Below are 26,542 nucleotides of genomic sequence, written 5' to 3'. Positions count from 1 at the left end.
GGCAGAACAGCGAAGTCCTTGAAAGAATGAACGTAAATTCCCCATACCAGGGCGTGATGGTCGATCCGGACGATACCCGGCCGATCCTGATCGTGCCCTATATGTGGATCGGCGATTTCGTCCGGGGTCATACGGTCGTGCGGGTTCTCAAGGAGCGCTGGCCGAACCGGCCGGTCGATTTGCTGGTCACCAAATTGGTCGCCCCGCTGGTCGACTACATGCCGGGCGTGCGCGCCGGCATCGTCTGGGACCTGCCCCGCGGCCGCTTGGCGTTGGCTAAACAGTGGGAACTGGCGGCCACCCTGCGCGCGCGTAACTATGGCACCGTGCTGGTGATGCCGCGGACCTGGAAATCCGCGCTGGCCCCTGCCCTGGCCGGCATTCCGGAACGCATCGGTTTCGTCGGCGAGGTCCGCTTCGGCCTGCTCAACCAGTGGCGCTGGGGCGAGAAAAAGCTGCCGCGCATGATCGACAAGAAATGCGCGCTGGCGCTGCCTGAGGGCACGCCGTTGCCGCCGGAATGGCCCGTGCCGCAGTTCCGCGTGCCCGCCGACGAGATCGCGCGCTGGCGGCAGGCCAATGGGCTGGGAACCGGTCCGGCCGTGGCGCTCGGCCCCGGTTCGGTCGGTTCCTCCAAACGCTGGACCTATTACGCCGAAGCCGCAAAACTGCTGGTCGAGCGCGGACTGGACGTCTGGATCATCGGCGGCCTCGGCGAGAGGGACCTCGCCAACGAAATCATTGCTGCCGCCGGTCCCCGCGCTCGCGACCTCACCACCAACGACCTGCGCAATGGCGTGATCGGCATGGCCGCGGCCAATGTTGCCGTGGCCAATGATTCCGGCCTGATGCATATTGCGGCCGCCGTGGGCACGCCGACCGTCGGCATTTTCGGACCGACCAGCCCGCAGCTATGGGGTCCCCTCAATCCGCTGGCGGCCACCGTGCAGACCAAGACCATTATCCCGTGCCAACCCTGCCACAGGCCCGTCTGCACCATGAACAACCACGCCTGCATGCGGGACATTCCGGCCGAAGAAGTTGCCGGGATCATTCAAGGCGTGATGGCCGAGGCATCCACCAGAAGCGCGCAGATATGACGACCACGCAAACAAAGCCCGCAGCGTTTCTCGATCGCGACGGCGTCATCAATTACGACGACGGCTATATGGGCACGTCCGATCGCATCCGCTGGATGCCGAACGCGGCCAAGGCCATTCGCCGGCTCAATGACGCCGGCTATTTCGTCTTCCTGTTTTCGAACCAGTCCGGCGTCGCGCGCGGCTATTTCACCGAAGACGAACTCAACACGCTGTTTAAGTGGATGCGTTCCGAACTCGCGATGCAAGGCGCCCGTATCGATGACGTCCGATATTGTCCGCACCATCCGGCCGGATCCGTCGCCGGCTATCTGGAAGAGCACCATTGGCGCAAGCCGAGCCCGGGCATGATCCTCGATCTGATGCAGCACTGGCCGGTGCAGCGCGAGGGCAGTTTTGCCATCGGCGACCGCGATACGGATATCGAAGCGGCCAAGGCCGCGCATCTGCCCGGCTTCCTGTTTGCCGGCGGCGATCTTGACGCGTTCGTTGCGGATATCCTGCAGGGTCAGAGCAGCCTGCGATAGACCTCGGCAATTCCTCGCGCTTCCGCATCGAGACTGAACTTGTCGAGCACACGCAAGCGCGCACGTTCACCCATGGCTGCAGCAGCGTCTGGATCACGCATCAGCGGTTCCAATGCCAGCGTGAACGCCGCCGCATCGCCGGTCGTCACGAGTTTCCCGGTAACGCCCTCCTCAACCACGATCTCCGCGGCACCCGCACGCGTTGCGACCAGCGCAGCTCCTGCAGACATCGCCTCGATGAGCGTCAGACCGAAGCCCTCATTGCGCGAGGTAAAAGCGTAGATCGTCAGGCGCCGATACCATCGCTCGACGTCTTCGATCGGCAACTCGCCGGTGATGACGATGCGCGACTGCAGACCGGCGTCAGCGATCTTCTTCTTAAGCCCATCCGCAAAGCCGATCTGGTCCGGCGTGATGGCCCCGACAATGACGGCGGTGAAATCCGGATAGCGCGGCAACAACTCGCACATCGCATCAACGAAAAGATCAGTTCCCTTCTGCGCGCGCACGCGACCGAAGCAGCCGATCGCATAACGCCCCGGCAGGTTCGCTTCCGCAAACGCCTCTGCACGATCGACGGGGGGCGCATAGCGCTCCGTATCGACGCCATGCGTCACCACAGTCGCCGATCGTTTCAGATACGACGCGGAAATGTCGCTGGTGGCGATGATGGCGTCCATCCGGTTGATCAGCCAGCGCGTGATCCAGGTATGATGGCGCTGCGCGGCCGACGTGAAGAGCAGTTTCAGCGGCCATCCGAGCGCCTTCAGCAAGACGCCGACGATCATCTCGTTGTTGCGCCGCGCGTGCCAGATCACCGGTTTGCGGCGCAGCCACAATTTCATGAGGTCGCCGGTCTCCATGCGCGCAATGCCGGCAGGCGCGTCGGATCCGAGCCATGTTGCGTCGAACATATTCGCAAGTTTCGGCGCCACCATGCGATTGGTCGCCGTCACACCGGAGTAGCGCCAGTGCAGATTCGTGACGATCAACTGCAATTTATCGGCCATTTTGCCCGCAATCGGCACAGGTGACTCCATTTCGCCCGATTTCCTATACGCAACATTAAGCATAGTGGCCAGTTGCCGGCCGTCGAAACCCACTCTTCATCCCGGGCGGGATAGCGTTCCCAAAACGGGAGAGTGAGCAAATCCAATGACCGTCCTTGTCACCGGCGGCGCCGGTTATATCGGAAGTCACATGGTCCATGCGCTGGTGGAAGCCGGCGAGAGCGTGGTCGTGATCGACAACCTTTCGACGGGCTTCTCGACCTATCTCCCCGAAGGCGTTCCGCTGTTCATCGGCGATGTCGCTGACGAGAATCTCGTCGAGGGCGTGATCGTCGCGCATGGCATCGATGCCGTCATCCATTTCGCCGGCTCCGTCGTCGTGCCGGAATCGATGCGCGACCCGCTCAGTTACTATCGCAACAATACGATGACGACGCGCAACCTGCTCAGCGCGGCTGTGAAATGCGGCGTCAAGAAGTTCATCTTCTCATCGACCGCAGCCGTCTACGGTAATCCCGATTTCACGCCTGTGGCCGAGGATGCTCCGACGCGTCCGCTGTCACCTTACGGCTCATCGAAGCTGATGACTGAGATCATGCTGCACGACATCGCACCGGCCTACGGTATGGAGTTTGTCGCGCTGCGTTACTTCAACGTCGCCGGCGCCGATCCGCAGGGCCGAACTGGTCTCGCCACCATGGGCGCGACGCATCTGCTCAAGATCGCCGTCGAGGCCGCGACGGGCCAGCGCAGCAAGATCGACGTGTTCGGAACCGATTACCCGACGCCCGACGGAAGCTGCATCCGCGATTTCATCCATGTGAGCGACCTCGCTCAGGCCCACCGCGCCGCATTGAGCTACCTGCGCGAAGGCGGCACATCGACCACCCTGAATTGCGGTTACGGCCGCGGCTATTCGGTGCTGGAAACGATCGAAGCCGTGCGACGTGCATCGGGCCGCAATTTCGCCGTTCAACACGCGCCGCGACGCGACGGCGACATCATGACCATGATCGCCGATACGTCCCGGATCCGCGCGACGTTGGACTGGACGCCCCAATACGACGATCTCGAAACCATCGCACGCCACGCGCTGGCTTGGGAAGAGAAGCTCGCCCGCGAGCGCCATGGGATCGAATTGATGGCGAAATCGGCCTGAGTAGTCAGATCAGCGCCGGCACTGCGTCGGCGTCTCGCCGAAACGCCGACGAAATCGCTGATTGAAGTATGAGATCTCGTTGAAACCGCTGGCCAGTGCGATTTCACTGATCTTCAGCCGATCGCCCTGCTCGCTCGTCAGCAAACGCATCGCATGTTGCAGACGGCGCTCCAGAAGGCGTTGGGTGAAGCTCGATCCGGTATCTTGCAGGAGGTCCTGGAGATAGCGCGGCGACACATCCAGCCGGCGCGCGACCTGCCCCACCGAGAAACCCGGATCCGCGAAATGGCGATCGATCTCTGCGATGATTTCCTGCGTTCGCGACGCGCGTAGACCGCGCATCGACGCAAGTTGCGCAGCGTCGCCGCGGGCACCAAGTGCCAGCGCGGTGAGATCCAGCAAGGTCGTGCTGATATGGCTATCGAGCTGCGCATCCTGCGGATCACGCAGCAGATCGACCGAGATGTCGATATAGCGCCGCAAATGAGCCACAGCTGCGCGCCGTTCGTGGAGTGGGTGAACAAGGAGGTCATCGACATTGCCGATAAGGGGCAACAGGCGTTCCCTGCTGACGGTCAGCGTCGTCGACGAAAAATCCGCATTCGATCGCAAATCGGCCGGACGTCCGTTTGTGCCGAGAAACGCTCTGTCAGACGGCAAGGCCGTCTCGCGCCCGACCTGATCGACAACCAACGTCCCCTCGCCTCGATGAAACATCAGACAGAAATCATCGTCCGGCCCGCGCGAGATTGCCGTACTGGATCGCCGGATTCGACTGAACGTGCCGCCGAACCGGGTGACCCGCACATTCGAATAATCTGCCCAGTGCACGAAGGCCGAGAATGGCCGGTCTTCAGCACGTGTGATGTCCACGCAGCAGGTGAGCGCTTCCATATTTTCGCACCACAGCGCGAATTTTTGGTGATCCGGCAATTCCGGATCAAATCCATCTGAGACGAAACTGGCCTGATGCATGCGTCCAACTCATTTCCGAAAACAAGTGTAGCAGCAGCAGGCGACCACATCACCAACAAATATTCAGCATGACGACATCAGACGTCTGCAACCGCGCTTGTGTAGTGCGCATATATGCTGTTGCGACAACGCCACATCGACGCGAAGTTTAGTGGCAGTGCGCGAGAACTAAAATCTGTTACGCCCATGAACAAGACCTCTCCGCCAGCCGTGTCATTGTGCACGTGGAAGCCGCGAGTCCCGGCATCATTCGCAGATGCCTTAGCTCGACGACACTTCACATGCGATCGCTGATGATGGCGACGCATCGGACATCGCTTGCCGCGTGCAAGAAACTGAGGGGCCTGATCATGAAGAGAGTATTCGCCGGCGCAGCACTGCTTATCGGTGCAGCCGTTCCTGCCGTTGCGGCCGACATTTCCTATCCGGTGAAGGCGCCGGTCGCGCCCGTTCAGGCGTTCTCCTGGACCGGCTTCTATGTCGGCGCCAATGTCGGTTTCGGCGGCGACAAGTTCGACTATCCGTTTCAGGCTACACAGCGGCAGTTGCAGGCCGAGGCAGCCGCGCTCGTTGCCGGCACCGAAGGAAAATTCAGCCTGACCTCAAGCGGTTTCTTCGGCGGCGGACAGGCCGGCTACAACTATCAATACAATGGCGGCTTCGTCGTCGGCATCGAGACCGACTTCCAGTGGTCGGGCATCAAGGGCCGCTTCGAGGGCAATCAGACGCTGAACAATAACGGCGTGACCACGTCCGCGGCATTCGGCACCGGCTCCGAAGTCGAATGGTTCGGCACGATTCGCGGACGGCTCGGTCATGCATGGGACCGCGTGTTCCTATACGGCACCGGCGGCGGCGCCTATGGCCGGGTCAACACCAACGGGAACTTTACTCTGACCGGCCCGAATGGCGTGCTCGGCCAGGTTGCGGCGGTTTCCGTCGGTCAGACACAGTGGGGCTGGACCGCCGGCGCGGGCCTGGAATACGCATTCACCCCGCAGTGGTCGTTCAAGACCGAATATCTCTATGTTGATCTTGGCCGGAGCACGCTGTTCTCCACCGCCGTCAACGACGTCGCCAATGGCTTCTCCTCCAACTCCAGCATCTCGGTCGATACCAAGTTCCACACCATGAAAGCGGGCGTGAATTACCGGTTCTGATCGGGTTAAGTCCTGCCATCCGGAAGCACGGCGCGTACCCGTCGCGCGCCGCGCTTCCGAGAGATTCTGGGGCAAAATCGGCCCGAATCCGGCGGCGGACACCGCCGGGCCAACGGGTTAACAAAGTCTTGGCAAGCCCGAATTTGGCTTGAAAAACCGCGATTTAACGGGCAATCAGGCGGCTGTTTCGCAAGCTGACCCTGACGCCTCGGCAAATCCCTGCCCGGCGCCGTCGCTGGACCGCGGATGGCCAAGATTACTCGCAAAGTCACTGACGATCCTTACGGCGCCTGGGCGCTGATCCGCCGCTTGGTCGCCGAACAGGCGGTCACCTATTGGCGGCGCTACCTCCTGGCCTTCCTGCTGATGGCCGTCTCCGCCGCGACCACCGCGGGCGCCGCCTATATGCTCGGCGAGGTCATCAACCAGGCCTATGTGGACAAGAGCATCGAGCGTATCGCGCTGTTCTCGGGCTTCGTGGTCGTGATCTTCCTGATCAAGGGCGCGTCGACCTACGGCCATACCGTCATTCTGTCGAAGATTTCCAACGCCATCGTTGCCAACAATCAGCGCCGGCTGTTCGCCAAGCTGATGAACGAGAGCATCGGCTTCTTCTCGGAGCGGCATTCGTCGGAATTCCTGCAGCGGCTCACCGCCGGCGCCAATTCGGTGACGCAGGTGCTGAGCCTGCTGATCAACGCGGTCGGCCGCGACCTGCTCTCGCTGATTGCGCTGGTCGGCGTGATGGTGATGCAGGACCCCTATATGGCGCTGTTCGGCTTCCTCGTCGCGCCGCCCGCCATGCTGGTGCTGCGGAAACTGGTCCGCCGCATCAAGGGCCTCGCCCGCAACCAGTTTACCGGCACCACCGAGATTCTGGAAGTGATGCAGGAATCGCTCCAGGGCATCCGCACGGTGAAGGCCTTCACACTCGAAAAGACCATGCAGCAGCGCATGGAAGCGAGCATCACGGCCGTCGAGCAGAACGCCAACAAGATGGCGCGCGTCTCCAGCCGCTCCAGTCCACTGATGGAAACCCTCGGCGGTTTCGCCATCGCAGCGTCGCTGATGTATGGCGGCTATCGCGTGGTGGCGATGGGCGCGACACCCGGGCAATTCTTTTCCTTCGTCACTGCCTTCCTGCTGGCCTATGAGCCGGCGAAACGGCTGGCGAGGCTGAACATCGATCTCAACAGTCAGATCATCGGCGCTCATACACTCTTGGAGATCGTGGACAGTCCGGCGTCCGAGCCGAATGACGACCACAAGCCGGCGCTCAAACTGACCGATGCGCGCGTTGAACTGCAGGACGTGACGTTCCGCTATCGCCCCAATGAGGTGGTGCTCAACCGCATGAGCTTCGTCGCCGAGCCCGGCAAGGTCACCGCGCTGGTCGGCCCCTCCGGCGGCGGCAAGTCCACCGTGCTGGCACTGCTGCTGCGACTCTATGAGGTCAGCGAAGGCGAAATCACCATCGACGGCCAGTCGATCGGCCAGGTCTCGCGGCGCTCACTCCGCGGCCAGACCGCCTATGTCGGCCAGGACGTCTATCTGTTCCGCGGCACGATCCGCGAGAACATCGCCTTCGGCAAACCGGGCGCCACGGAAGACGAGATCGTCGCGGCAGCCAAGGCCGCCTGCGCCCATGATTTCATCATGGGCTTCCCGCTGGGCTACGACACCCCTGTCGGCGAGCATGGCGCACAACTCTCCGGCGGCCAGCGCCAACGTATCGCCATTGCGCGCGCGCTGGTGAAGAACGCACCGGTCATCCTGCTGGACGAAGCTACCGCAGCGCTGGATTCCGAATCCGAAAAATCGGTGCAGGAGGCCATCGAGCATCTCTGCCAGAACCGCACCACGATCGTCATTGCGCACCGGCTGCACACCATCATGCACGCAGATGCGATTCTTGTGGTCGAGGGCGGCGAGATCGTCGAACGCGGCCGCCACGACGACCTGCTGCGCCGTGGCGGACGCTACGCATCGTTCTTCCGCTTGCAGCATCGTGATGCCTCGCCGCTGGCACCGCTCGACGCGTCGGCGTAAGACTTGCTTCTGTTGTCTGCCGCGCAAGCGGCATCCGTTTTGATCCCAGCCTTCACAACCAGCCCGAGAGCCGTCCATGACCGCATCGTTCGTTATCACCCCTCCGCCGCAGGCCGCCGTCGCCGTTCAGGGCGAGACTACGAAATTCCCGGTGCGCCGCGTGTGGTGCGTGGGCCGCAATTATCTCGAACACATCCGCGAACTCGGCAATGACGAGCGCAACCCTCCCTTCTTCTTTGCCAAGCACGCCGACATGATCGTTCCGGACGGCAGCGAGATCCCCTACCCGACGCTGACCAAGGACATGCAGCACGAAGTCGAACTCGTCGTCGCGCTGAAGAGCGGCGGCCTCAACATCTCGCCGGAAAAGGCGCTCGACCATGTCTGGGGCTATGGCGTCAGCGTCGACCTCACCCGCCGCGACCTCCAGACCATCTCGCGCAAGAAAGAGCAGCCCTGGGAGATCGGCAAGTCGTTCGACATGTCGGCGCCCACCGGCGCGCTCGCCCCCGCTTCGAAGGTCGGCCATCCCTCCAAGGGCAAGATCTGGCTCTCGGTGAACGGCATCGAACGACAGAAGGGCGACCTGTCCGAAATGATCTGGAACATCGCCGAGATCATCTCCAAGCTCTCGCTGCAGGTCGAACTCGGCGCCGGTGATGTCATCCTGACCGGTACACCGGCCGGCGTTGCGGCGCTTCAGCCCGGCGACAAGGTCGAATGCGGCGTCGACGGCATCGGCTCCTTGAAGTTCGAAATCACCGCACCCAAGTAAGCCAGGCACACCTTTACCGCGAAAGGCCGCGCGTCACGCGCGGCCTTTGTCGTTTCAGCCTTCCCGGAGGAGAGCCCACGATGCAGCTTGAACTCGGCCTCGTTACACCACGTGGGGCTACGGATGATCTTCACGTAAGATCCAACGACGCTATAATCGTAAGCTCGACTGCCTAGGCCCGCACGCGGTGCGCGTGCGAATGTTCCACACCTTCCCTTACGGCACGCCGAGGACTACGAGCCGCTTTTCGGCTTCTTCTCCCATAGTCCGCACTTCTTCTGCCCACGCAATTGCCCGGCCGCTCGTCGCATCGATGATGTTCGAAAGTTTCTTGTCGTCGATCTTGATCCCCTTGCTTCCAATCGTATTCATCAATGACTCCGCTTTTCATTCGATGGCCGCAACGTTCGCGGCCACGCAAAAATGCTGAATGCAATTTTTGCAAGGCACAAGTCCCTCAATCCGATCGCTTTAATTTTCCAACGCCGCGATCAGAAAGTCGCGACAAGGCCAGAGGAACGCGATTTGTAAATGCCGTAGCAGCGGCCAAAGCCTCAGCCATCATCTTGAACACGCCATCGATTTCCATCCCGTCGTGATCGGTCTCACAGAGCCAATGATCGGCCGAGATGCGTACAGCGTCAGCTCGCAACGTAAGCCCCTTGACCTGATTACGCCGGAAGCCGCGACAATCCCGTCATCTTCGGCAAACATTCGGCGACCACGATCGAATTCATCCGTGACGTAACTCCATCACGAACCAGGCATCACCTCGATCGCGCCGTTCTCCTTCCGAGAGCGACGACATACTGCATCGATCGGATACCTTGCGCGAAACGCGGCGCGGATGGAGAACAAATCGAAGCAAAAGGATTCACAGCAAACGTGCGTTCACAACAAAGAAATGAAATGAATGCCCTTTTAAGGACTCGGGCTGATCTTCAAAGAATTGAGTGATCGCCATAAGGATTCGCCACGCGCCAAGGAAACTGCGATTGCAATCCCGATAACGCGAGGCTTTGTTGACTGACAAGGTTCGAATTCAACCGTGTTGTAGGGGAACACGCAGCCTGCCTGACAAGTAGCGGTAGTCCTGAAGCGATGCAGGTTTTCGAGAACGGCTTCGGCATAGCTTGCTGCGTCTCGGCGACAGCCGTTCCGCCTCTTCCGGATGTGAAGGCGCCGCGCCCGTCCGTCAGGGCGGTTCGGAGAAGCAGGCGCCGTGCGACCGGCAAGCAGTCGCTGCCTTGATAGGTGGCGATGACCCGAAACCTCCGAGGGGCTCGCTGCCACATCCCTCAGTCTCCTCCAGCGCCTATACCTATTTTTTCATCATGGACGGAATCAACTGATCAGCTCGAGGTGGCGGCACCTCGTTTTCGACATCTAGTAGTTCAGTCGAGAGGTGTCCGGCATGTAGAAACTACCGATTTCGACATCTAGTATGCCGTCCGATGTGCTTTCGACTTTGTGCTGCCCGCGGCGCAGCTAAGCGGCGAACCTGCAGGACGAGCATCCGCAATAATTTTTGCCCCGAACAACACTTAAATCACGTCGTCTATACCGGAATGCCTTGATGCAAAGGCCTCTAGCTCACCTTTTCAGGAAGCATTTTGAGTTTTTAGTTGTTCGGCTGTGAACCGGTGTGAATCTTCACCCCCGCGCATCCCGCTAGCCGCGAATGCCTGCCTCTCCACGTCCTTGCGACAAAGCGATCCGGTCTTCGCTCGAGCCTTCCGGATTGCTTCGCTACGCCCGCAATGACTGCCGAGCGGTCAGCGCTTACACCGCAAGCGAAAACATCCGAATAACAAAAAGCCCCGGATCGCTCCGGGGCTTTTCTCATTCAAACCATCAAGCCGAACTCAGTAGCGGTAGTGGTCCGCCTTGAACGGGCCTTCGGTCTTCACACCGATATAGGCAGCCTGTTCCTTGCTGAGCGTGCTCAGCTTGACGCCGATCTTGGCGAGATGCAGACGGGCCACCTTCTCGTCGAGCGACTTCGGCAGCACGTAGACTTCCTTCTTGTACTTGCCGTCCTTGTTGTTGGCGTAGAGTTCGATCTGCGCCAGCGTCTGGTTGGTGAAGGATGCCGACATCACGAAGGACGGATGGCCGGTCGCATTGCCGAGGTTCACGAGGCGACCTTCCGACAGCAGGATCATGCGCTTGCCGTCCGGAAAGGTGATCTCGTCGACCTGCGGCTTGATATTGTCCCACTTCAGGTTCTTCAAGGTCGCGATCTGGATCTCGTTGTCGAAGTGGCCGATGTTGCAGACGATGGCACGATCCTTCATCGCGCGCATGTGCTCGATGGTGATGATGTCCTTGTTGCCGGTCGCGGTGACGAAGATGTCGGCGCGCGGTGCGGCGTCTTCCATGGTCACGACTTCATAGCCTTCCATCGCCGCCTGCAATGCACAGATCGGATCGATTTCGGACACCAGCACGCGGCAGCCGGCCTGACGCAGCGAAGCGGCCGAGCCCTTGCCGACGTCGCCGAAGCCGGCGACCATCGCGACCTTGCCGGACATCATGACGTCGGTGCCGCGGCGGATGCCGTCGACCAGCGATTCACGGCAGCCATAGAGGTTGTCGAATTTCGACTTGGTGACGCTGTCGTTGACGTTGATCGCGGGCCACAGCAGCGTGCCGGCCTTCTGCATGTCGTACAGACGATGCACGCCCGTTGTGGTTTCTTCCGAGACGCCCTTGATGCTCTCAGCGATCGCCTTGAAGTAGCCCTTCGGCTTCTCCTTGAGCTGCTTCTTGAGCAGCGCGAAGAACACTTCCTCTTCTTCCGAGCCGGGCTTGTCCAGGAATGCCGTGTCGCCGTTCTCCGCCTTCAGGCCGAGATGGACATACATGGTGGCGTCGCCGCCGTCGTCGAGGATCATGTTGGGATGGCCGCCGCCGTGCCAGTCGAACAGTTTTGCGGTGTAGTCCCAATATTCAGTGAGGCTCTCGCCCTTGATCGCGAACACCGGGATGCCGGCCGCCGCAATCGCGGCAGCGGCGTGATCCTGCGTCGAATAGATGTTGCACGACACCCAGCGGATGTCGGCGCCGAGCGCCTTCAGCGTCTCGATCAGCACACCGGTCTGAATGGTCATGTGCAGCGAGCCGGCAATGCGCGCGCCCTTCAGCACCTGCTTCGGGCCGAATTCCTCGCGGGTGGCCATCAGGCCGGGCATCTCGGTCTCGGCGATCGAGAGCTCTTTACGGCCGAATGGCGCGAGATTGATATCCTTGACGATGTAGTCGGTGAAACCGTTGGGGGCGGTCATGTTTTAATCCTTGATGAGAGAGTGACTCCGCAGCGCTCGCGCCTTCGCGAGCGAACACGGAATCTCGATGTGATAGTCACTTCTGGGTTCCGGGTTCGTATGCGCGAAGATGCGCTCACGCTCCGGAACGACGAATTTGTGGTTAAACGTTGCGCTTCAGCGCATCGACGAGGTCGGTCTTCTCCCAGGAGAAGCCGCCGTCGGCGTCCGGCGTGCGACCGAAATGACCGTAGGCGGAAGTACGAGCGTAGATCGGCTTGTTAAGGTCGAGATGCTTGCGGATGCCGCGCGGCGTCAGATCCATCGCTGCAGCAACGGCCTTCTCGATGGCATCGTCAGCGACCTTGCCGGTGCCGTGGGTGTCGACATAGATCGACAGCGGGCGCGCTACGCCGATGGCATAAGCGAGCTGCAGCGTCGCCTTGTCGGCCAGACCAGCGGCAACGATGTTCTTGGCGACGTAACGCGCGGCGTAGGCAGCCGAACGGTCCACCTTGGTGGAGTCCTTGCCCGAGAATGCACCGCCACCATGCGGGGCTGCGCCGCCGTAGGTGTCGACGATGATCTTGCGGCCGGTCAGGCCTGCGTCGCCGTCGGGACCGCCGATGAAGAACTTGCCGGTCGGATTGATGTGCCAGATCGTCTTGTCGCTGATCCAGCCGTCCGGCAGCGCCTTGCGGACGTAGGGCTCGACGCGTTCACGCACCTGGTTCGAGGTCATGTCCTCGACGAGGTGCTGATGCGAGACGACGATTTCGCGCACGCCGACCGGCTTGCCGTTTTCGTACTGCACAGTGACCTGGCTCTTGGAGTCCGGACCGAGCACCTTTTCGGTACCGGCATGACGGGCTTCCGAGATCAGGCGCAGGATCTTGTGCGCGTAGAAGATCGGCGCCGGCATCAGCTCGGGCGTTTCGTTGGTGGCATAACCGAACATGATGCCCTGGTCGCCGGCGCCTTCTTCGGCATTGGTCGGCTGCTTGGCATCGACGCCCTGTGCGATATCGGCGGACTGCGGATGCAGCAGAATCTCGACGTCGGCGGTCTTCCAGTGGAAACCGTCCTGCTCGTAGCCGATGTCCTTGATAGCGGCACGGACGACGGCTTCGATGTGGTCGTTGGTGACGGTGGACGGACCGCGGGTCTCGCCGGCGATCACAACCTTATTGGTAGTGGCGAGGGTTTCGCAGGCAGCGCGAATATCCCATGGATCAATGCCCGCCTTCGGGCCTTCGCGGAAGAACAGATCAACGATCTCGTCGGAGATCCGGTCGCAGACCTTGTCGGGATGGCCTTCGGAAACCGATTCACTGGTGAAGAGATAAGACGCGCGCATCAACTGGTCCTCTTTATTTGCGCCGGGTACGGCAGCCTCGTCAGATTGTTCCGGAAATGTCAGTCGCGACGCCGCGAGATGACGTAGGATTCGTCGTAGAACCAGAGACCGTTGTGCTTGCGCAGAACCTCTCGGGTGGCATCCAGGTAACGGCCGCTCTGGGTCACTTCCGTCAAACGGTCATCCTCGATTTGAGCCACGTAAACCGCCGCGTTCCACGCCGCAAAAGCCGTCGAAGTTCCGATCGATCCGGTCACCTCGTTCGGCAGCGCCTCCATGGCGTAGCGAAAGATCGACCGCTGGTCGGAATAGGCATTGAAGTTCAGATCGCGGCCGGCTGAGCCCAGCTCGTATTTCACTGCGCGCAATAGCTCATGACGGCTCACGGCGAAAGGGTTTTCTTTGGGCCAGACGGCTTGGACGATCTCCATACCGGGGTCCTGCCCATGCGAGTGGATACCGATCAGTCGCCCACCGGCCCGCAGCGCCCGTGCCAGCGGCGCCATGATCCGTTTGGCCCGAAATTGCACCGAAGACTTCGCCCGATAGGGCTGGGAAGCGATAATCAGGTCGAAATTGGCCTCCGTGCGCCCTGCCCGCGGGATAATCGAATCCAGCAGGAACCGGTGATCTTCGCGATAAACCACCAGCGCCACAGGCCGTTCATAGGTCGGCATGCCTGATCGGGGGTTGATGCTGGCCCGCCAGTTGTCCTCAAGAAAAGCTCCAAGTCCGGCAATCTGGTCGGCGAATTCGCCGGACGAAGCCCCCCGCAGCGGAACTTCGTGCCAGATCATGGCGGCTGCGGCGGCCGGCGATGCCGGGGTCAGTGTGGGCGCCTCGGCATAGTGCATGTTGGTCAGGACGAAGACCGTGGCCGGATGTTCGAACAGCCGATCCGGCACCTTGTCCAGCGTCAGCCGGACGTCCTCAAGGCTGAGCTCCTTGCCGGCGATATAGAACGGCATATGCGGAAAACGGCCATGCATCGAGCGCATCACCCGCGCCAGCACCGTACCGTCGCCGACGCCCGCATCGAACACCCGCAGCGCCGGCGGGCGCGGATGGATGCTGGCCAGTTCGAGCCCGACGCGGTCGGCAATCACCCGCTTTTCCGAGCAGGTATGCACGAACAGCAGGTATTTCTGCCGATTCTCGAAGAAGCGGAAATTGCTGCGCGGATCGCGCCGCTCGATCGGAGGCTCCAGTCCGCGTGGCGGCGGCACGCCCTCCGGCATCGACTGGGCGATGAAGGCCTGGATCCGCTCCAGCGTGTCGATGGTGATACGTTTGCCCTCACGCAGCCGATTGACCAGCTTGCCGTCATTGACGGCCCGGCGACCGAAGGTCGACTCCGCCATCTCCGCCTGTCGGCAAAAATCGGAGATGATTCCGAGGATCTGATCGTTCTTCATGTGCGGAGATGTGACCGGAAGTGGGCAGAATTATGCTTGGCCCACTGTTTAGCACGGTCTGCCCACAGATGAAATACCCCCTCGGTCCGCCTGCCGTCGTGTGAAAGTCGCGCGCTTCTGTTAAGACGCGGCAGCTTCAACTTCTCGTCTTTCGACCACTCAGAACGGGCTATCTCCATGCGCATTGCGATGATCGGAACCGGTTACGTCGGCCTTGTGTCCGGCGCCTGCTTCGCCGATTTCGGCCACCACGTGATCTGCGTGGACAAGGACGACACCAAGATTGACGCTCTGCTCCGTGGCGAAATCCCGATCTTCGAGCCTGGCCTCGACGCACTGGTGGCCGGCAATGTGAAAAGCGGCCGGCTCGGCTTCAGTCTCGACCTCAGTGAAGCGGTGAAGACGGCGGATGCCGTGTTCATTGCGGTCGGCACCCCGTCCCGCCGCGGGGACGGCCACGCCGATCTCAGCTACGTGCACGCCGCCGCGCGCGAGATCGCCGCCAACCTGCGCGATTTCACCGTCGTCATCACCAAGTCGACCGTGCCTGTCGGCACCGGCGACGATGTGGAACGCATCATCAGGGAAACCAATCCGGACGCCGACGTGGCCGTGGCATCCAATCCGGAGTTCCTGCGCGAGGGCGCGGCGATCCGCGACTTCAAGCATCCCGACCGCATTGTCGTCGGCACCGATGACGAGCGCGCACGCACGGTGATCTCCGAGATCTATCGCCCGCTTTATCTCAATCAGGCGCCGATCATGTATACGGGCCGGCGTACGGCCGAGTTGATCAAATACGCCGCCAACGCGTTTCTTGCGACCAAGATCACCTTCATCAATGAAATCGCCGATCTGGCCGAGCGGACCGGCGCGGATGTCCAGGACGTCGCCCGCGGCATCGGGCTCGACAACCGCATCGGCGCGAAGTTCCTGCATGCGGGTCCCGGCTTCGGCGGCTCGTGTTTTCCGAAGGACACCCGCGCGCTGGTGAAGACCGGACAGGACTACGACGCGCCGCTTCGGATCGTCGAGGCAGTCCTCACCGTCAACGACAACCGCAAGCGCGCGATGGCCCGCAAGGTGTCGGCCGCGCTCGGCGGCAATCTGCGCGGCAAGACCGTCGGCGTGCTCGGACTGACATTCAAGCCCAACACCGACGACATGCGCGAGGCGCCGTCGATCCCGCTGATCACCGCCCTTCAGGATCTCGGCGCGACCGTGCAGGCCTACGATCCCGTCGGCATGGAACAGGCCAAGCACGAACTTCCGGATATCGCCTATTGCGACGATGCCTATGCCTGTGCGACCGGCGCCGACGCGCTCGTGATCGTCACCGAATGGGAGCAGTTCCGCGCACTGGATCTGGCGCAGCTGAAGGCGAAGATGAAGCAGTCGGTCATCGTCGATCTGCGCAACATTTACCGGCCCGAGGAGATGGAGAAAGCCGGCTTCGCCTATGAGAGCATCGGGCGCGGAAAGAGGTAGCACGACGTCACTGCATTGCCGCCGGACCCGCTCTCAACGGCTCGGGATGGTCCGACAGGTAAGGTCCGGTCGTCACCAGCTCCTGGATTTCGCGTTCGCGGGCGAGTGGAGCGACCGGCGAACACCTGTCCCTTCCGGAACATCGTCGTCTTAATCCGGCGCAACGCATCGTCATCTCGTGGAAGACGAACCGAGCTCGAAGCCGTTGCGCTATTTTGATTCAAACGTCGATATGGACGATTCAAAATCCATTATTTGCGTTGCAGACCCGACGCTGAGGATTCAAAACCGAGGAATATCGATTCAAAGTCCCGGATGAGCGTTACATTTTCAAACGGTGTGGGTTCCGGCCCCATTTACAGAGATCGGACGATCGCAAAGCGCGCATCGCGTCTCCGACCCATTGCGTGACTATGCTTCAACATCGTCTCGCGTTCCCGCAATCTGAATCACGTTGCACGAACGTCGAACCAAGTTGTCGCTCACACGAAAGCAGTTGCGCATTTTTGATTCAAACATCGAATTTTTCGATTCATAGCCCGATATCTTCGTTGCAATCTTCGAGATCGGTGTTGCGGAGTTCGAATTATTCGATTCAGAGAGGACGTGACGGCAACGCCGGTGAAGACTGTTTTGATCGGCATGCGTTTTCGAAACGATGAACGGACGAGGCGGGATACCGATTTCCAATGCCGCACTCCCTCGTGACAACACGTCTCCCGGCAGCGAGCGCGCGTCCGTGATTCAGTTGTCCGTGCTTCAGTCTCAGCCGACCCGCCAAACGGGCGAGCGTCCGTACCGTCATCCGGATCCATCTCGTGCGATGCAACGGTGAGCGCAGCTGCGATCGGCCCCGTTCACTGTGTCGTCGCCCCGAGCACTTCTGAAATTCCGTCCACGCCATCGCGTATGCCGCCGCGATCGGGTTTCGCACAGATCGAGCAGCATCGACCGTTTCCGTTACGAGCGGACGGATTGTGACCGGCGGGAGTTGTATCTTGCGAAGCCCAATCCCTGACTGGGAGGGCCGACACATATGCGTCGTGTTGGGCGGCGTAACCGGCATCACGGGAGGACAGGGAATGCGCAAATCGAAAGCTAAGCGCCTCAGCGAACAGGCAGATTATCAACGTGCCTATCGCATGCAGCAGAAGGCGCTGCGCAAACCGTCTCGCGACGACGTCGCGCGCGTGGCGCTGCACTTGATGATCGGTGAAGCGCTGAAACACAATCAGGATGGGAAGCTCGACGAATGGTGTGCGGCCCTTGTCGGCCGGTTGGCCGATCAGGGCTTCGACCGGGATGCCGCGCACCGGCGGGTGGACGAGCTTATCGAGCGCTACGCCGACGGCTGGGCTTTTCAGCGCAAGCCCCATCTGGATCTGCCCCAGGGCGGATCGATGCGCTCGCAGGGTCATCGGTTCCCCCCATTACTGCGCTAAACGGCGTTGACGATTGAATCGCTTCCGGATCTCTTTCGAAAACAATTTCCGGAGTGTCGTTTCGATGGTGACAGTATCGCTGCCTCGCGGAAGCGCTTCCCATCGGGTCCGAGAGAGGTCGAGAGCGGCCGACGCGATTGCAGATCGGACGGCAGCGTGCACGTCCGGAAGGTGGACATCGCCCGGATTGTTGACCGGGTCCGGCGCTGTCCCAAGATCCTGCCGGCTGTGGTTTCACGTCGGAAGGGCGGTACTGATGGGCAAAGCTCCACGCCGAATTTCGACCGCATCGTCGCGTCAAGGCCGGCCCAGCGCCGACCCGCCACATTTCTGGTCGGTCGACCGATCCCGGATTGGAATGTGCGGGGGCATGACACGATCGTCACCGTTCTGAAGAGCGCGGAACAGTTCGAAGATGACAAACTGTCCGGATGGCTGACGGCGATGCTGCAAGGCACGTCCGGAACATCAGCCGTTGCGCCGATGTCCGTATTTCCTTGCCGCTGTCATCGCTGGGAGCGGCGGTCGGCAGCAAGGGTCCATTTTCAGTACTTGGAAAAAACCACCACCTCGACCATCGACAAATGTCACGTTCCACAGAAAACGACCTCGACACATCCGCTCGGTTCAGTCATCGACCGGCCGAACAAGCTACCGACAGATCCCAAGTTCATAATTTGCCGCCGATACCAGGATTTGTGGTCCGGTCGTTTTGCCGGGTCATGAGAGATCATCCGAAAATCACCTGCGATCGAATGCCGACCTCGTCGTGGGTCCGGTTCTTCCCGCTTTTGCGCGTCTCAAGTTCGGACTATTCCGCGCGCAGTCTGCAGCGATCCCCCCAATGCACCGGACGGCACGCACGGTGCGATAAATCGCGGCAAGGGCGGCTCAGCGGGCGGCTTGTCCGCATCGAACGGTTAAGCCATGGTCGCGGGGCCGTCCCGTTGAAAAGACTTAGATGCCTTCGAGATCAAGTTCGCCGCCCCCTAAGGCCGTTCCTTCAGCGCAGCGCTCATGGAACATGTCCCGGGTGGGTTCCAAGCACACCGCGCCCGAGTTGAGGGTCCGGAAGGCCTCTCACGCCTTGGGCCTCCGACATCGCCTCCACAGGAGCGATCTTCCGGGTACACCCGATCTCGTCTTCCCGGGGCGGGCGATCGCGCTGTTCGTCAACGGCTGCTTTTGGCATCGTCACGATTGCCCTCGTGCAACGAACCCGGTGACGAATGCAGAATTCTGGAAACAGAAGTTCGAGCGTAATGTCGCCCGCGACAAGCGTAATGCTGCCGAACTCAAGAAGCTCGGATGGCATTGTGTCACCGTGTGGGAATGCGAGACCAAGGACGATCAGAAGCTCAGGGCGATCCTGAAGCGCAAGGTCTACGTCCGGAAGCCGAAAGCCGCTTGAATTTACGATCACGTCCCGCCTGTCACTCGACGCTCTTCCTGAGCGGTGCGAACTCGCCGATGAGAGATGCTCCGATCCAGGCTCCGGGTGCCGTCCGCCATCACCTTGACGGCATCCTGCACGGTCACGTCACATTTGTACGGCGCTGCGGACCTCTCGTAATGAAGGCTTGGCGTCGATCTCCGGCAATCTGCTGAATGCGGGCGGTGACTGCATTCGGGCCGGTGAGGCGCCGAGCAACGTCAGTCCATGTCCGGAAGTTCGAATATGTGCAATTTATGTGTGCCGCGACCCGAGCATCGCTCGCCGGCCGCGTCCGGCGCGCGTCAGTGAGCGCCTGCGGTCCGACGATCGGCGGGCCGATCCCCTTTTCGCCCAGCGTCGGTCACTTCCGGAGATCGAGATCGCAGGGCTGCATGCCCGGCTTGGCAGTCCCGAGTTTTTCAGTTCGAAGCGACAGTCATCTTTGCTCGAAGTCGTCCTTCGTCGTTCCGGACCGTCGTCCCTCGCTACGAAAAGCGTCTTCTGCCGGAAATGGTCCGCTTCAACGCTTCGGGCACAGGCGCCGCGCATTCTTGAACAATTCGCAGATAGCGGTCGGGATGCCTGCAGTCTTCTGTCGCCTGAGCATATCGACGGTTCGGGCACAGATGCGAAAAGTCGCGATCAGCGACTCACCTTCTTGCGGTGATCGCGATAGTGCGCTCCGATCGCTTCGCCGAACACTCTGGCCATCGCGACCGGCACGGCATTGCCTACCTGGCGTCCCGTGGACCCCAGGCTGCCGAGGAATTCAAAGTCCATCGGGAAATTCTGAAGACAGGCCGCTTCCCGAACACTGATCGCCCTGTGTTGTGTCGGATGTCCGAAACGGCCGTTCGACAAACTGATGCAGCGCGTCGTAAGCGCCGATGAAGGGGCGTTTTTCGCCATTCTCCCGTAAACGTCGGTGTGGCCGTCAAAGGTTCGGTGGCAATCGAGGACAAGCGCTTCCGGCCAATCCGCACGACTTCCGCCGACGCGTGTCGCTTTGATCCGCCGAAGATTCAGCTCCGAGAGATTGGCTGCTTGATGATTGGGGACCTCCGGATGAATCTCGCCGGCGGCGATGGGAGGCAGATGTCCGATAGCTTCCCAAACCGACGGCAACTTCTTCCGAGCAGATTTTGGGCCGTGCGTCGGCTTCGGAAACTCGATCGGGCCAAGTCGGCTCGCGATCAGCACGAGACGCCGACGATGCTGCGGCACGCCGAAGTGCGAAGCGACTACGATCTCATGCGCGTGCCAGTATCCAAGCCTCGTAAGAAGCCTGATAAAGCGAGCAAACGGCCCCTTCTTTTCCTCCACTGACTGTAGACCAGGTACATTCTCGATAAAAACGTACTCTGGAAGATAAGTCCGAACGAACCGATGAAATTCGCTCAGAAGATCCTTGCGTGCGTCACCTTCGGCGTGGCCGCGCCGCTGCTTCGAAAAGGGCTGGCAGGGAGCACAAGCACCGAAAACGATCGGACGCCGTTTGCTGCTGCTGCTCACGTAAGGCTCGATATCCTTCGCTCGGAGCATCCGGATGTCTCGTTCGATGAACCCGGCCTTGGGAAAATTCTTCCGATAGGTGCAGGCGGAATCGCGGTCCAGATCAATCCCGAGCTTGATCGTAAGCCCTGCCTCCCTCATCCCCTGGCTTGTGCCGCCGCAGCCGCTAAAGAAGTCATAGAAAATCATCAGTTTTACTCAACGCATTACGCCGCCGGACGGGATGATCGAGGCATGCTACCGTCGCGTGCGGCGGAGGCCAAGCGGCTGCTCGGAGGGAAGGCTCATCGTCCAGCTTCTTACGGGATTTTTCCAATCAATTGATTACCAAGGCAAACAATCCGCGAGCGCTTTCATCCCTCCGGCGCGCCCGGTCAGCAGTCAAGAGGCGGCCGATCCTGGAAGTCGGCGCGAACCGGGTCAAAGGGACGAGCGTAGCCGCTCCGGCGGTTCCGCGTCGTTCGAGGTCCTCATGCGCTGGCCGAATTTCGCTGAGGACGCGTGCGGTCCGCGTTCGTAAGGTCGCTCGTGTTAGGATGATCGATCTGCGAGGAAGCAGCTGCAGATCGAAGGAACCGGCATATCCGGAAGCCCTTGCGCAGCTGATCACCATTCCCTTGGTTTGATCCGATCCAGGTGATTTCAGGAACGCGCGTACGTCGTCGTGAATTACGTATGCTCCCGTGCCATTGGCGCGGCGCCGCATTGATGTCCCCACCGCCTTCAAGACGACGACCTCGGCGCGATATGTGTGTCTCCTCCGATCCCCGGCAAAAGACCGGTGCGGAGCCGGAGCGCCCGGCCGGCCCGCTAAAGTGCCGGCCGCTTTCGCGGAAAGATCTGTCTCGATCGCCCTGAACTGGTTGGAGCTTCATTCCTCTGACTGCTTATCCTCTTCGCTCAGGTCGTCGTCTCCACCCCGGAGCTGCCCTCAGGGTCAAAACGCTTTCAAGCCGCTTCGTAAATGATTCCTGAATCCCCGAAGAAATAACGTGCGGGACTCGCGGGATGGAATCGTCTGAAACTCATTGCGCGATGAGGATGATCGACCAAATCCGGTGCAAAAGAATTCAAACCGCGCTTGCGTTCGCGCAGCTGTTCGCGTGCGCCGTCAATCTTACGCTGCTCTGTGGAAGACTCTGATATCTTCTGCTTCCGGCGGGGAGTCGCTGCCGCGATGCTGCTGCGCGGGGTATGGCACATTATCTTTTGCCACGGCTCTCAAGCCGAAGGCTTGGCTACCTGCTTCTCCATCCCGACGTGGGCGGGATTGGCATTGTCCTCGGTCAGCTAGCCCGGACCAACGCGATGCCGGTTGCTCTTAATACTGCCGCAGCGCCTTGTCGCAGTGACCGGCGGCTTCGAACACCACGAACACGTTGCTGCCGGCCCAGCCGGCGATCAAGGGATCAATCGCATCCGAGGCGATATCAAGACGGCAGACGGTTCAGATACCGCCGTCAAAAACATCGAGATGCCGTTTGGAGATGTCGATTCCGATGAAGCCGGGATGTATCGTCATGAGGCTTATCCCTGTGCTGCGAGGTCCGGTGCAACCCAGCCTCGATCAACTGTTCAGGTTTGGGTGGATGGAAGCGCGGGCGGGTGCCGAGCCCGCTTACGGTCTTCGCGACCGGAGACCCCATGTAGAATGGCAGCAAAGGGCCAAAAGTCGGGCATCTGAGCGCGTCGCCTGGCATTCCGAGGCGGCCACTGCGGCCGTGGCACCTTACGACTCCGTCAGCAGCGGTAACGGCGTCATGGGGCTCCACGGCGAATGCACACGCCGAAAAACAAAGCGGCGCGAGCTTTAATCGGATTGATCCAGAACCGATTGGACTTCTCGGATTCGGCAGAGCGATGAGATCCGGATCGCGGAAGCCGCTGGCGGCGGTTAAGCATGAGACAGTATACCCCCGATCGGGCGGCACTGCTTCGACCGACTTCGGCGGGTCTGTGTTGAACGGCTTGACAGCATTCGAAAACCCGCCCGACCCTTGTTACAGAAACAAGGAAAGCCCAGATGACAATCGCCCGCCGCTCGGCTCCGACCGAGGTCTTCGATATCAAAAACCAAAGCTTAAAAGCCGTTCTTGACGACATCCATCGCGGACGAATCCGGTTGCCGCTCTTTCATCGAGATTGGTGCTGGCCGAGCGATCACATCCGGAGCCTGCTGGAATCGTTCGCGGAAGGCCATCCCATCGGCTCCCCCACGTTCGTCCCAGCTACGTCTCCGGATCACCGCGCCTTTGATGGAGCCGCTCCAGTTGCCGATCCGAGCGCATCACCTCTGAACTTGGTCCTCGATGGTCAACAACGACTGACTGCCGCGTATCAGGCCTGCTACAGGGCCGCGCCGGTGAGAATCAGATCCGGCGAAAGCCCCGAGTACCGTTTCTATTTCTACAATATGAGGAAGGCCGTCTTGTCGGGAATTCCCGTAAAGGAGTCTATTTTCTCGATCGCAACGAGGCCGGACGGTACGCCTCTGTATGGCGGGGGCATCAACTACACCGATCCCTTTGTCCAGTACGAGCGAGGAATCTTCCCCACCAATCTCGTATTCGACTTCGACGCGTATCAGCGTGCATACTCTGAATTCTGGGACGAAAAAGAACCGGGCCTGATGCGGTCCGAGTCCTTGCGGGCCGTCAGGGACTTCCGTTCGGTCATCGTGGCTTCCTTTGAATTTTACAAGATTCCGGTACAGATGTTGAGGCGCCCGATGCAGCCCGCTGCGCTCTGCCGAGTTTACGAGACGCTCAATTCGTTCGACGTCGCATGCGCAGCTCCGATCTAACGCCCGGGTGGATTACCAGCCTGGCGCCCTGGGCGATCCGGATCCAGGGCCACGAGATCGAAGCCGTGAGCTTTATAGGGCGACCCGACGCGTGCCTCGAAGGAGTGCTAAATTATGAGAAGCCGTAGAAATAGGCTCGTTTTCGAGCAGTGCAGAACTTGGATGTCTCACCACCACGAGGTGTCCCACCAAAAGGTGGTTGTCGGCCGGTGATGGTCGTCGTTCTAAATTTTGCGCTGCCGTAATTCAGTCTGATCTCGTCCGCCGCGCTCGCAGCATGCGAAGTCGTCGCCAGAAGAAGACATCTGCCTCTTGATCGGACAGGGGTGAGATCCGGGAATGCCGGCTGCAATCACATGGCAGCACAAAGCGTAAGTTCCGGAGAGATGCAGACGACGCCGCGACCTAAAGCGCTGTGACGCCGCTTCCTGCGAACATAGGTCGGAAAATTGGGCCGTTCGCGGATTGTTCAATCTGAAATTCTCCCCCCTCCGACGCCGGTTCGATTTCCTCAGACTTGGAGCACTTCCGAACCGCGACGACCGTGAATACGGACGGCTGCCGTTTTCAATTCCTGTCCACGGCTATGGAGGGGCTGGCGATCATATCCGCGATGACCCCTCGCCGTGAAAGGATGTGTTCGCGCATTGCAGCCTGGGCTGTTCGTTCCCGCCCCAAACGCATTTCTAAACGGTATTTTCGTCGAATGCGTCATGATAAGTCAAGACCAGCGCGGATGCAGTTGCGCAAATCCGTTTCAAACATCCACCAAAGCGATTCAAAGCTCGATAGTTCCGATTCAAAGTCCTGAACCGGAACCGCCAGATCGAGCGGTTGATGCCGGCGATCTGATTTCATCATTTATGGAGTCTGCAGTTGCAGAAAACCTGTGTTGCGTAGCTGACGCGTCGCCGCGACATGTCCGGGCATCGTCCCACGTTCTCGAGAACCTGAAACAAGTTCCGTAAACATCGCTTGCAGTTGCCCCGAGCGTAAGAGCAGTTGCGCATTTTTGATTCAAAGATCGAAATCGGAGATTCAAAGCTCGAATCTTTCGTTACGAATGTCGAGATCGGTGTTTCAAAGTCCGATATTTTCGATTCAGTCTGATGCCTTGCGCGGTGAACAGCTCCCCGCCGGCACCGTCGGGGGCCTTGGCGATTTGCGCGGCGCGGTGATGTCGATCCGGGCGAATTCCCGAAACGCATCGGCACATCCGGTTGCCTGCTGGCGTCCGGCTCTCCGCTTCGGATTGACGGCGTTTCACCGGCGCGGGCTGATCGCTTGGAACACCCGTCCTCAGACCGGAATCGCTGAGATCTGTGTGCGGGAGGCGGAAGCGTCGTCGGGGTAATCCGGAAGGAGAAGCGACGCGAACATCGAAACGGCGTGCCGGAGCGAACGAGCCCGTGAATCACGAGCTGCGGCGCGATCCTGTTGGCGAACTCTGCGTCCGGTGCGAGATCCTCGTCGTTCGCACGGTCGATCAGGCTTTCGACCGGAACGCGTATCGCCGCGTTGATCACTTCGCCTAGCGTTAAGCCGATGGGCGGACGCCTCAACGCAAGCCCCATTCGATGATGCCGAACCTCGATTGACGCCTTGCCCTATCTGCGCCGTTCCCCCCATTACATCATCAAACGCCGTTGACGTTTGAATCGCTCCGCGCCTTTTCCTAAAACCGCTTTCTTTTGGAGGCGGCTTCGAGTTGATCAGCGCAGCGCTTCAATCATCCGGCAAAGATCGAGCACGAACATGAAAGAGCGTCGTCGCGTCTCGCTCAGGGCCTGCCGGCGCGGATAAATTCGATCGGACGCCGATTTGGCTGCGAATCTGCCCCGTCTTTTCGATGATCTCGCCGGCGCTCAGTCATCCGGAACGAGAGTTTCGCGACGCACGTCGAGCAACGCTCGCGCTGCATAATGTCGGTCAAGGCCGTGAACAAGGATGGTGACGCGTCGCATCGGCGTCGATCAAACGTCGCGCCGATTGCCCGGCGAACTTTAGCGGTCGCAGACCTGGGATAGAAGCAAGGAACTGCCGGCAGTCTGCCTGACATCGGCCACCGAGGTCGATGTCTTATTTCTGCGGCCCTCCCTCTTCCCGGCAGCGCATCTCGAACGAAAACACGGACGGGTTGCGGCCCCGATATCTTACGCGACGCCGAGCCGTCCTTGCACAGCCGGGCAAGCTCAGGTGTTCAAGACAGCTCAATGATCGCCGCGAACCCGTGCTCTACCGGATCCCCCTCCGAAGCGCGCCGAATGTCCTGCGGTGACCGACTGAACTCACCGGGATTTCCGGATTTTGAAGAGGGCAATCCTCATCCGGATCGTATCGCAGAACGTGGGCGGCAGTCCGAAGCTGGCATCGCCAAGATCGTTGACCAAGCTCGCCGGTCAGAGGGCAAGTCCACAAATTGGGAAATAGATCCTAGACATGATTCCGAGATCCTGCCAGGTTGCAGCCGTCATACTGGAAGGAGAGCCGATGTCGCCCAAACCTACCGCCGATCTCATCGACCGAATTGTCGCATTACGCCCGACCCTGCGCCGGCATGCTGCGTTCCTGATCGGCAAACGAACACACATCGGTTCGCCTGATGACCTGTTACAGGACACGATCGTGACCGCTCTGCAGAGTTTGGATCATTTCGCGGATGACAATCTGTCCGGCTGGCTGATGGCGATCCTGCATGGCCACGTCCGAAACGCGAGCCGCCGCATGCATGTCCGCACATCGGTTTCCTTGTCGCGTCCAGCAGCCGCCGCGGAGGGCGACGCGGATATGATGGACTTCCCGGTCGCGGCAACCCAGGAATTGCGACTCGAGGTTGATGATGTCGTCGGTGCGCTTGAGAAATTGTCGGCGGCCGACCGGGAAATCATCTGGCTCGCTCGCGTCGATGAGCTGTCGCATGAGCAGATCGCGGTGCGGCTCGGCGTGCCGCTCGGGACCCTGCATTCGCGCCTTTCACGTGCAACTGCCAGGCTTCGAGATGCCTATGAGGCAGGACCGGAGGTGGGAACTGCATTCGCGCCGATCCGTCCTCGTCGAGCTGCGTGAGGA

At 60.5% G+C, this 26,542-nt stretch carries 20 protein-coding genes; 12 read left to right on the top strand and 8 right to left on the bottom strand.

Annotated elements, in window-relative coordinates:
* The first annotated feature begins 26 nt into the window (after positions 1-26).
* Positions 27-1,100, top strand: coding sequence for a lipopolysaccharide heptosyltransferase II (gene waaF / locus CIW50_RS23030; RefSeq protein WP_149533499.1), 1,074 nt, complete (start codon positions 27-29; stop codon positions 1,098-1,100).
* Entirely contained in the window at positions 1,097-1,627 is a 531-nt protein-coding gene (locus tag CIW50_RS23025) for an HAD family hydrolase (protein ID WP_149533498.1), read from the top strand. Before waaF ends, CIW50_RS23025 begins: the two co-directional genes overlap by 4 nt.
* Here CIW50_RS23025 and CIW50_RS23020 read toward each other — a convergent pair.
* Positions 1,609-2,667 carry a glycosyltransferase family 4 protein gene (locus CIW50_RS23020; RefSeq protein ID WP_149533497.1) on the bottom strand — a complete coding sequence of 353 codons (1,059 nt, stop codon included), beginning with the start codon at positions 2,665-2,667 and terminating at the stop codon, positions 1,609-1,611. The genes CIW50_RS23025 and CIW50_RS23020 overlap by 19 nt on opposite strands.
* A 115-nt stretch (positions 2,668-2,782) precedes the next feature.
* On the opposite strand from CIW50_RS23020, the gene galE reads away from it, so the two are divergent.
* Entirely contained in the window at positions 2,783-3,796 is a 1,014-nt protein-coding gene (gene galE / locus CIW50_RS23015; protein ID WP_149533496.1) for a UDP-glucose 4-epimerase GalE, read from the top strand.
* 9 nt (positions 3,797-3,805) lie between these two features.
* On the opposite strand, the gene CIW50_RS23010 is transcribed toward galE, so the two are convergent.
* The gene (locus tag CIW50_RS23010) at positions 3,806-4,690 is read right to left on the bottom strand and encodes an AraC family transcriptional regulator (protein ID WP_246664424.1); all 885 of its coding nucleotides are present in this window, start codon (positions 4,688-4,690) and stop codon (positions 3,806-3,808) included.
* A gap of 431 nt (positions 4,691-5,121) precedes the next feature.
* Here CIW50_RS23010 and CIW50_RS23005 point away from each other — a divergent pair, with 431 nt between their 5' ends.
* The 3 genes from CIW50_RS23005 to CIW50_RS22995 all read left to right on the top strand — a co-directional run bounded on the left by CIW50_RS23005 (position 5,122) and on the right by CIW50_RS22995 (position 8,755).
* Positions 5,122-5,931, top strand: a complete 810-nt coding sequence (locus tag CIW50_RS23005; protein ID WP_149533494.1) for an outer membrane protein — start codon at positions 5,122-5,124, stop codon at positions 5,929-5,931.
* Between the two features lie 246 nt (positions 5,932-6,177).
* The gene (locus CIW50_RS23000) at positions 6,178-7,980 is read left to right on the top strand and encodes an ABC transporter ATP-binding protein (RefSeq protein WP_149533493.1); all 1,803 of its coding nucleotides are present in this window, start codon (positions 6,178-6,180) and stop codon (positions 7,978-7,980) included.
* 76 nt (positions 7,981-8,056) lie between these two features.
* A complete protein-coding gene (locus CIW50_RS22995; protein WP_149533492.1) occupies positions 8,057-8,755 on the top strand; it encodes a fumarylacetoacetate hydrolase family protein in 699 nt (232 codons plus the stop codon).
* 216 nt (positions 8,756-8,971) lie between these two features.
* Here CIW50_RS22995 and CIW50_RS29190 read toward each other — a convergent pair whose 3' ends face one another.
* From CIW50_RS29190 to CIW50_RS22980, 4 genes are all read right to left on the bottom strand, one after another.
* Complete coding sequence (locus CIW50_RS29190) at positions 8,972-9,127, bottom strand: hypothetical protein (protein ID WP_172980435.1); 156 nt, start codon at positions 9,125-9,127, stop codon at positions 8,972-8,974.
* 1,493 nt (positions 9,128-10,620) lie between these two features.
* Positions 10,621-12,042, bottom strand: a complete 1,422-nt coding sequence (ahcY, locus tag CIW50_RS22990) for an adenosylhomocysteinase (RefSeq protein WP_149533491.1) — start codon at positions 12,040-12,042, stop codon at positions 10,621-10,623.
* Positions 12,043-12,184: 142 nt separating this feature from the next.
* Positions 12,185-13,378: a methionine adenosyltransferase gene (metK, locus tag CIW50_RS22985; RefSeq protein WP_089268239.1), complete on the bottom strand. Its 1,194-nt coding sequence runs from the start codon at positions 13,376-13,378 to the stop codon at positions 12,185-12,187.
* Between the two features lie 59 nt (positions 13,379-13,437).
* Positions 13,438-14,793 carry a hypothetical protein gene (locus tag CIW50_RS22980; protein WP_068738171.1) on the bottom strand — a complete coding sequence of 452 codons (1,356 nt, stop codon included), beginning with the start codon at positions 14,791-14,793 and terminating at the stop codon, positions 13,438-13,440.
* A gap of 177 nt (positions 14,794-14,970) precedes the next feature.
* Here CIW50_RS22980 and CIW50_RS22975 point away from each other — a divergent pair, with 177 nt between their 5' ends.
* The 4 genes from CIW50_RS22975 to CIW50_RS22960 all read left to right on the top strand — a co-directional run bounded on the left by CIW50_RS22975 (position 14,971) and on the right by CIW50_RS22960 (position 19,134).
* On the top strand, positions 14,971-16,281 hold the full coding sequence (locus tag CIW50_RS22975; protein WP_149533490.1) for a UDP-glucose dehydrogenase family protein: 1,311 nt from the start codon (positions 14,971-14,973) through the stop codon (positions 16,279-16,281).
* Between the two features lie 1,082 nt (positions 16,282-17,363).
* Positions 17,364-17,723 (top strand): hypothetical protein, encoded by a 360-nt coding sequence (locus CIW50_RS22970; protein ID WP_149533489.1) that lies wholly within the window; start codon positions 17,364-17,366, stop codon positions 17,721-17,723.
* A gap of 171 nt (positions 17,724-17,894) precedes the next feature.
* Complete coding sequence (locus CIW50_RS22965) at positions 17,895-18,449, top strand: hypothetical protein (RefSeq protein ID WP_149533488.1); 555 nt, start codon at positions 17,895-17,897, stop codon at positions 18,447-18,449.
* Between the two features lie 235 nt (positions 18,450-18,684).
* On the top strand, positions 18,685-19,134 hold the full coding sequence (locus tag CIW50_RS22960) for a very short patch repair endonuclease (protein ID WP_149533487.1): 450 nt from the start codon (positions 18,685-18,687) through the stop codon (positions 19,132-19,134).
* 666 nt (positions 19,135-19,800) lie between these two features.
* Here CIW50_RS22960 and CIW50_RS22955 read toward each other — a convergent pair.
* Positions 19,801-20,859 carry a DNA cytosine methyltransferase gene (locus CIW50_RS22955; protein ID WP_149533486.1) on the bottom strand — a complete coding sequence of 353 codons (1,059 nt, stop codon included), beginning with the start codon at positions 20,857-20,859 and terminating at the stop codon, positions 19,801-19,803.
* Between the two features lie 1,834 nt (positions 20,860-22,693).
* On the opposite strand from CIW50_RS22955, the gene CIW50_RS22950 reads away from it, so the two are divergent.
* Positions 22,694-23,473 carry a DUF262 domain-containing protein gene (locus CIW50_RS22950; protein WP_149533485.1) on the top strand — a complete coding sequence of 260 codons (780 nt, stop codon included), beginning with the start codon at positions 22,694-22,696 and terminating at the stop codon, positions 23,471-23,473.
* Positions 23,474-24,184: 711 nt separating this feature from the next.
* Here CIW50_RS22950 and CIW50_RS29185 read toward each other — a convergent pair.
* Positions 24,185-24,334: a hypothetical protein gene (locus CIW50_RS29185; RefSeq protein WP_172980434.1), complete on the bottom strand. Its 150-nt coding sequence runs from the start codon at positions 24,332-24,334 to the stop codon at positions 24,185-24,187.
* Between the two features lie 1,629 nt (positions 24,335-25,963).
* Between CIW50_RS29185 and CIW50_RS22945 the strand changes: the two genes are divergently transcribed.
* A complete protein-coding gene (locus tag CIW50_RS22945; protein ID WP_149533484.1) occupies positions 25,964-26,539 on the top strand; it encodes an RNA polymerase sigma factor in 576 nt (191 codons plus the stop codon).
* The last annotated feature ends 3 nt before the right edge of the window (positions 26,540-26,542 follow it).

This window comes from Tardiphaga sp. P9-11, from assembly GCF_008329525.1.
In the GTDB taxonomy this organism is placed as follows: domain Bacteria; phylum Pseudomonadota; class Alphaproteobacteria; order Rhizobiales; family Xanthobacteraceae; genus Tardiphaga.
Note: the sequence above shows the minus strand (reverse complement) of the source record. Positions and strands in the feature narration are given on the sequence as shown.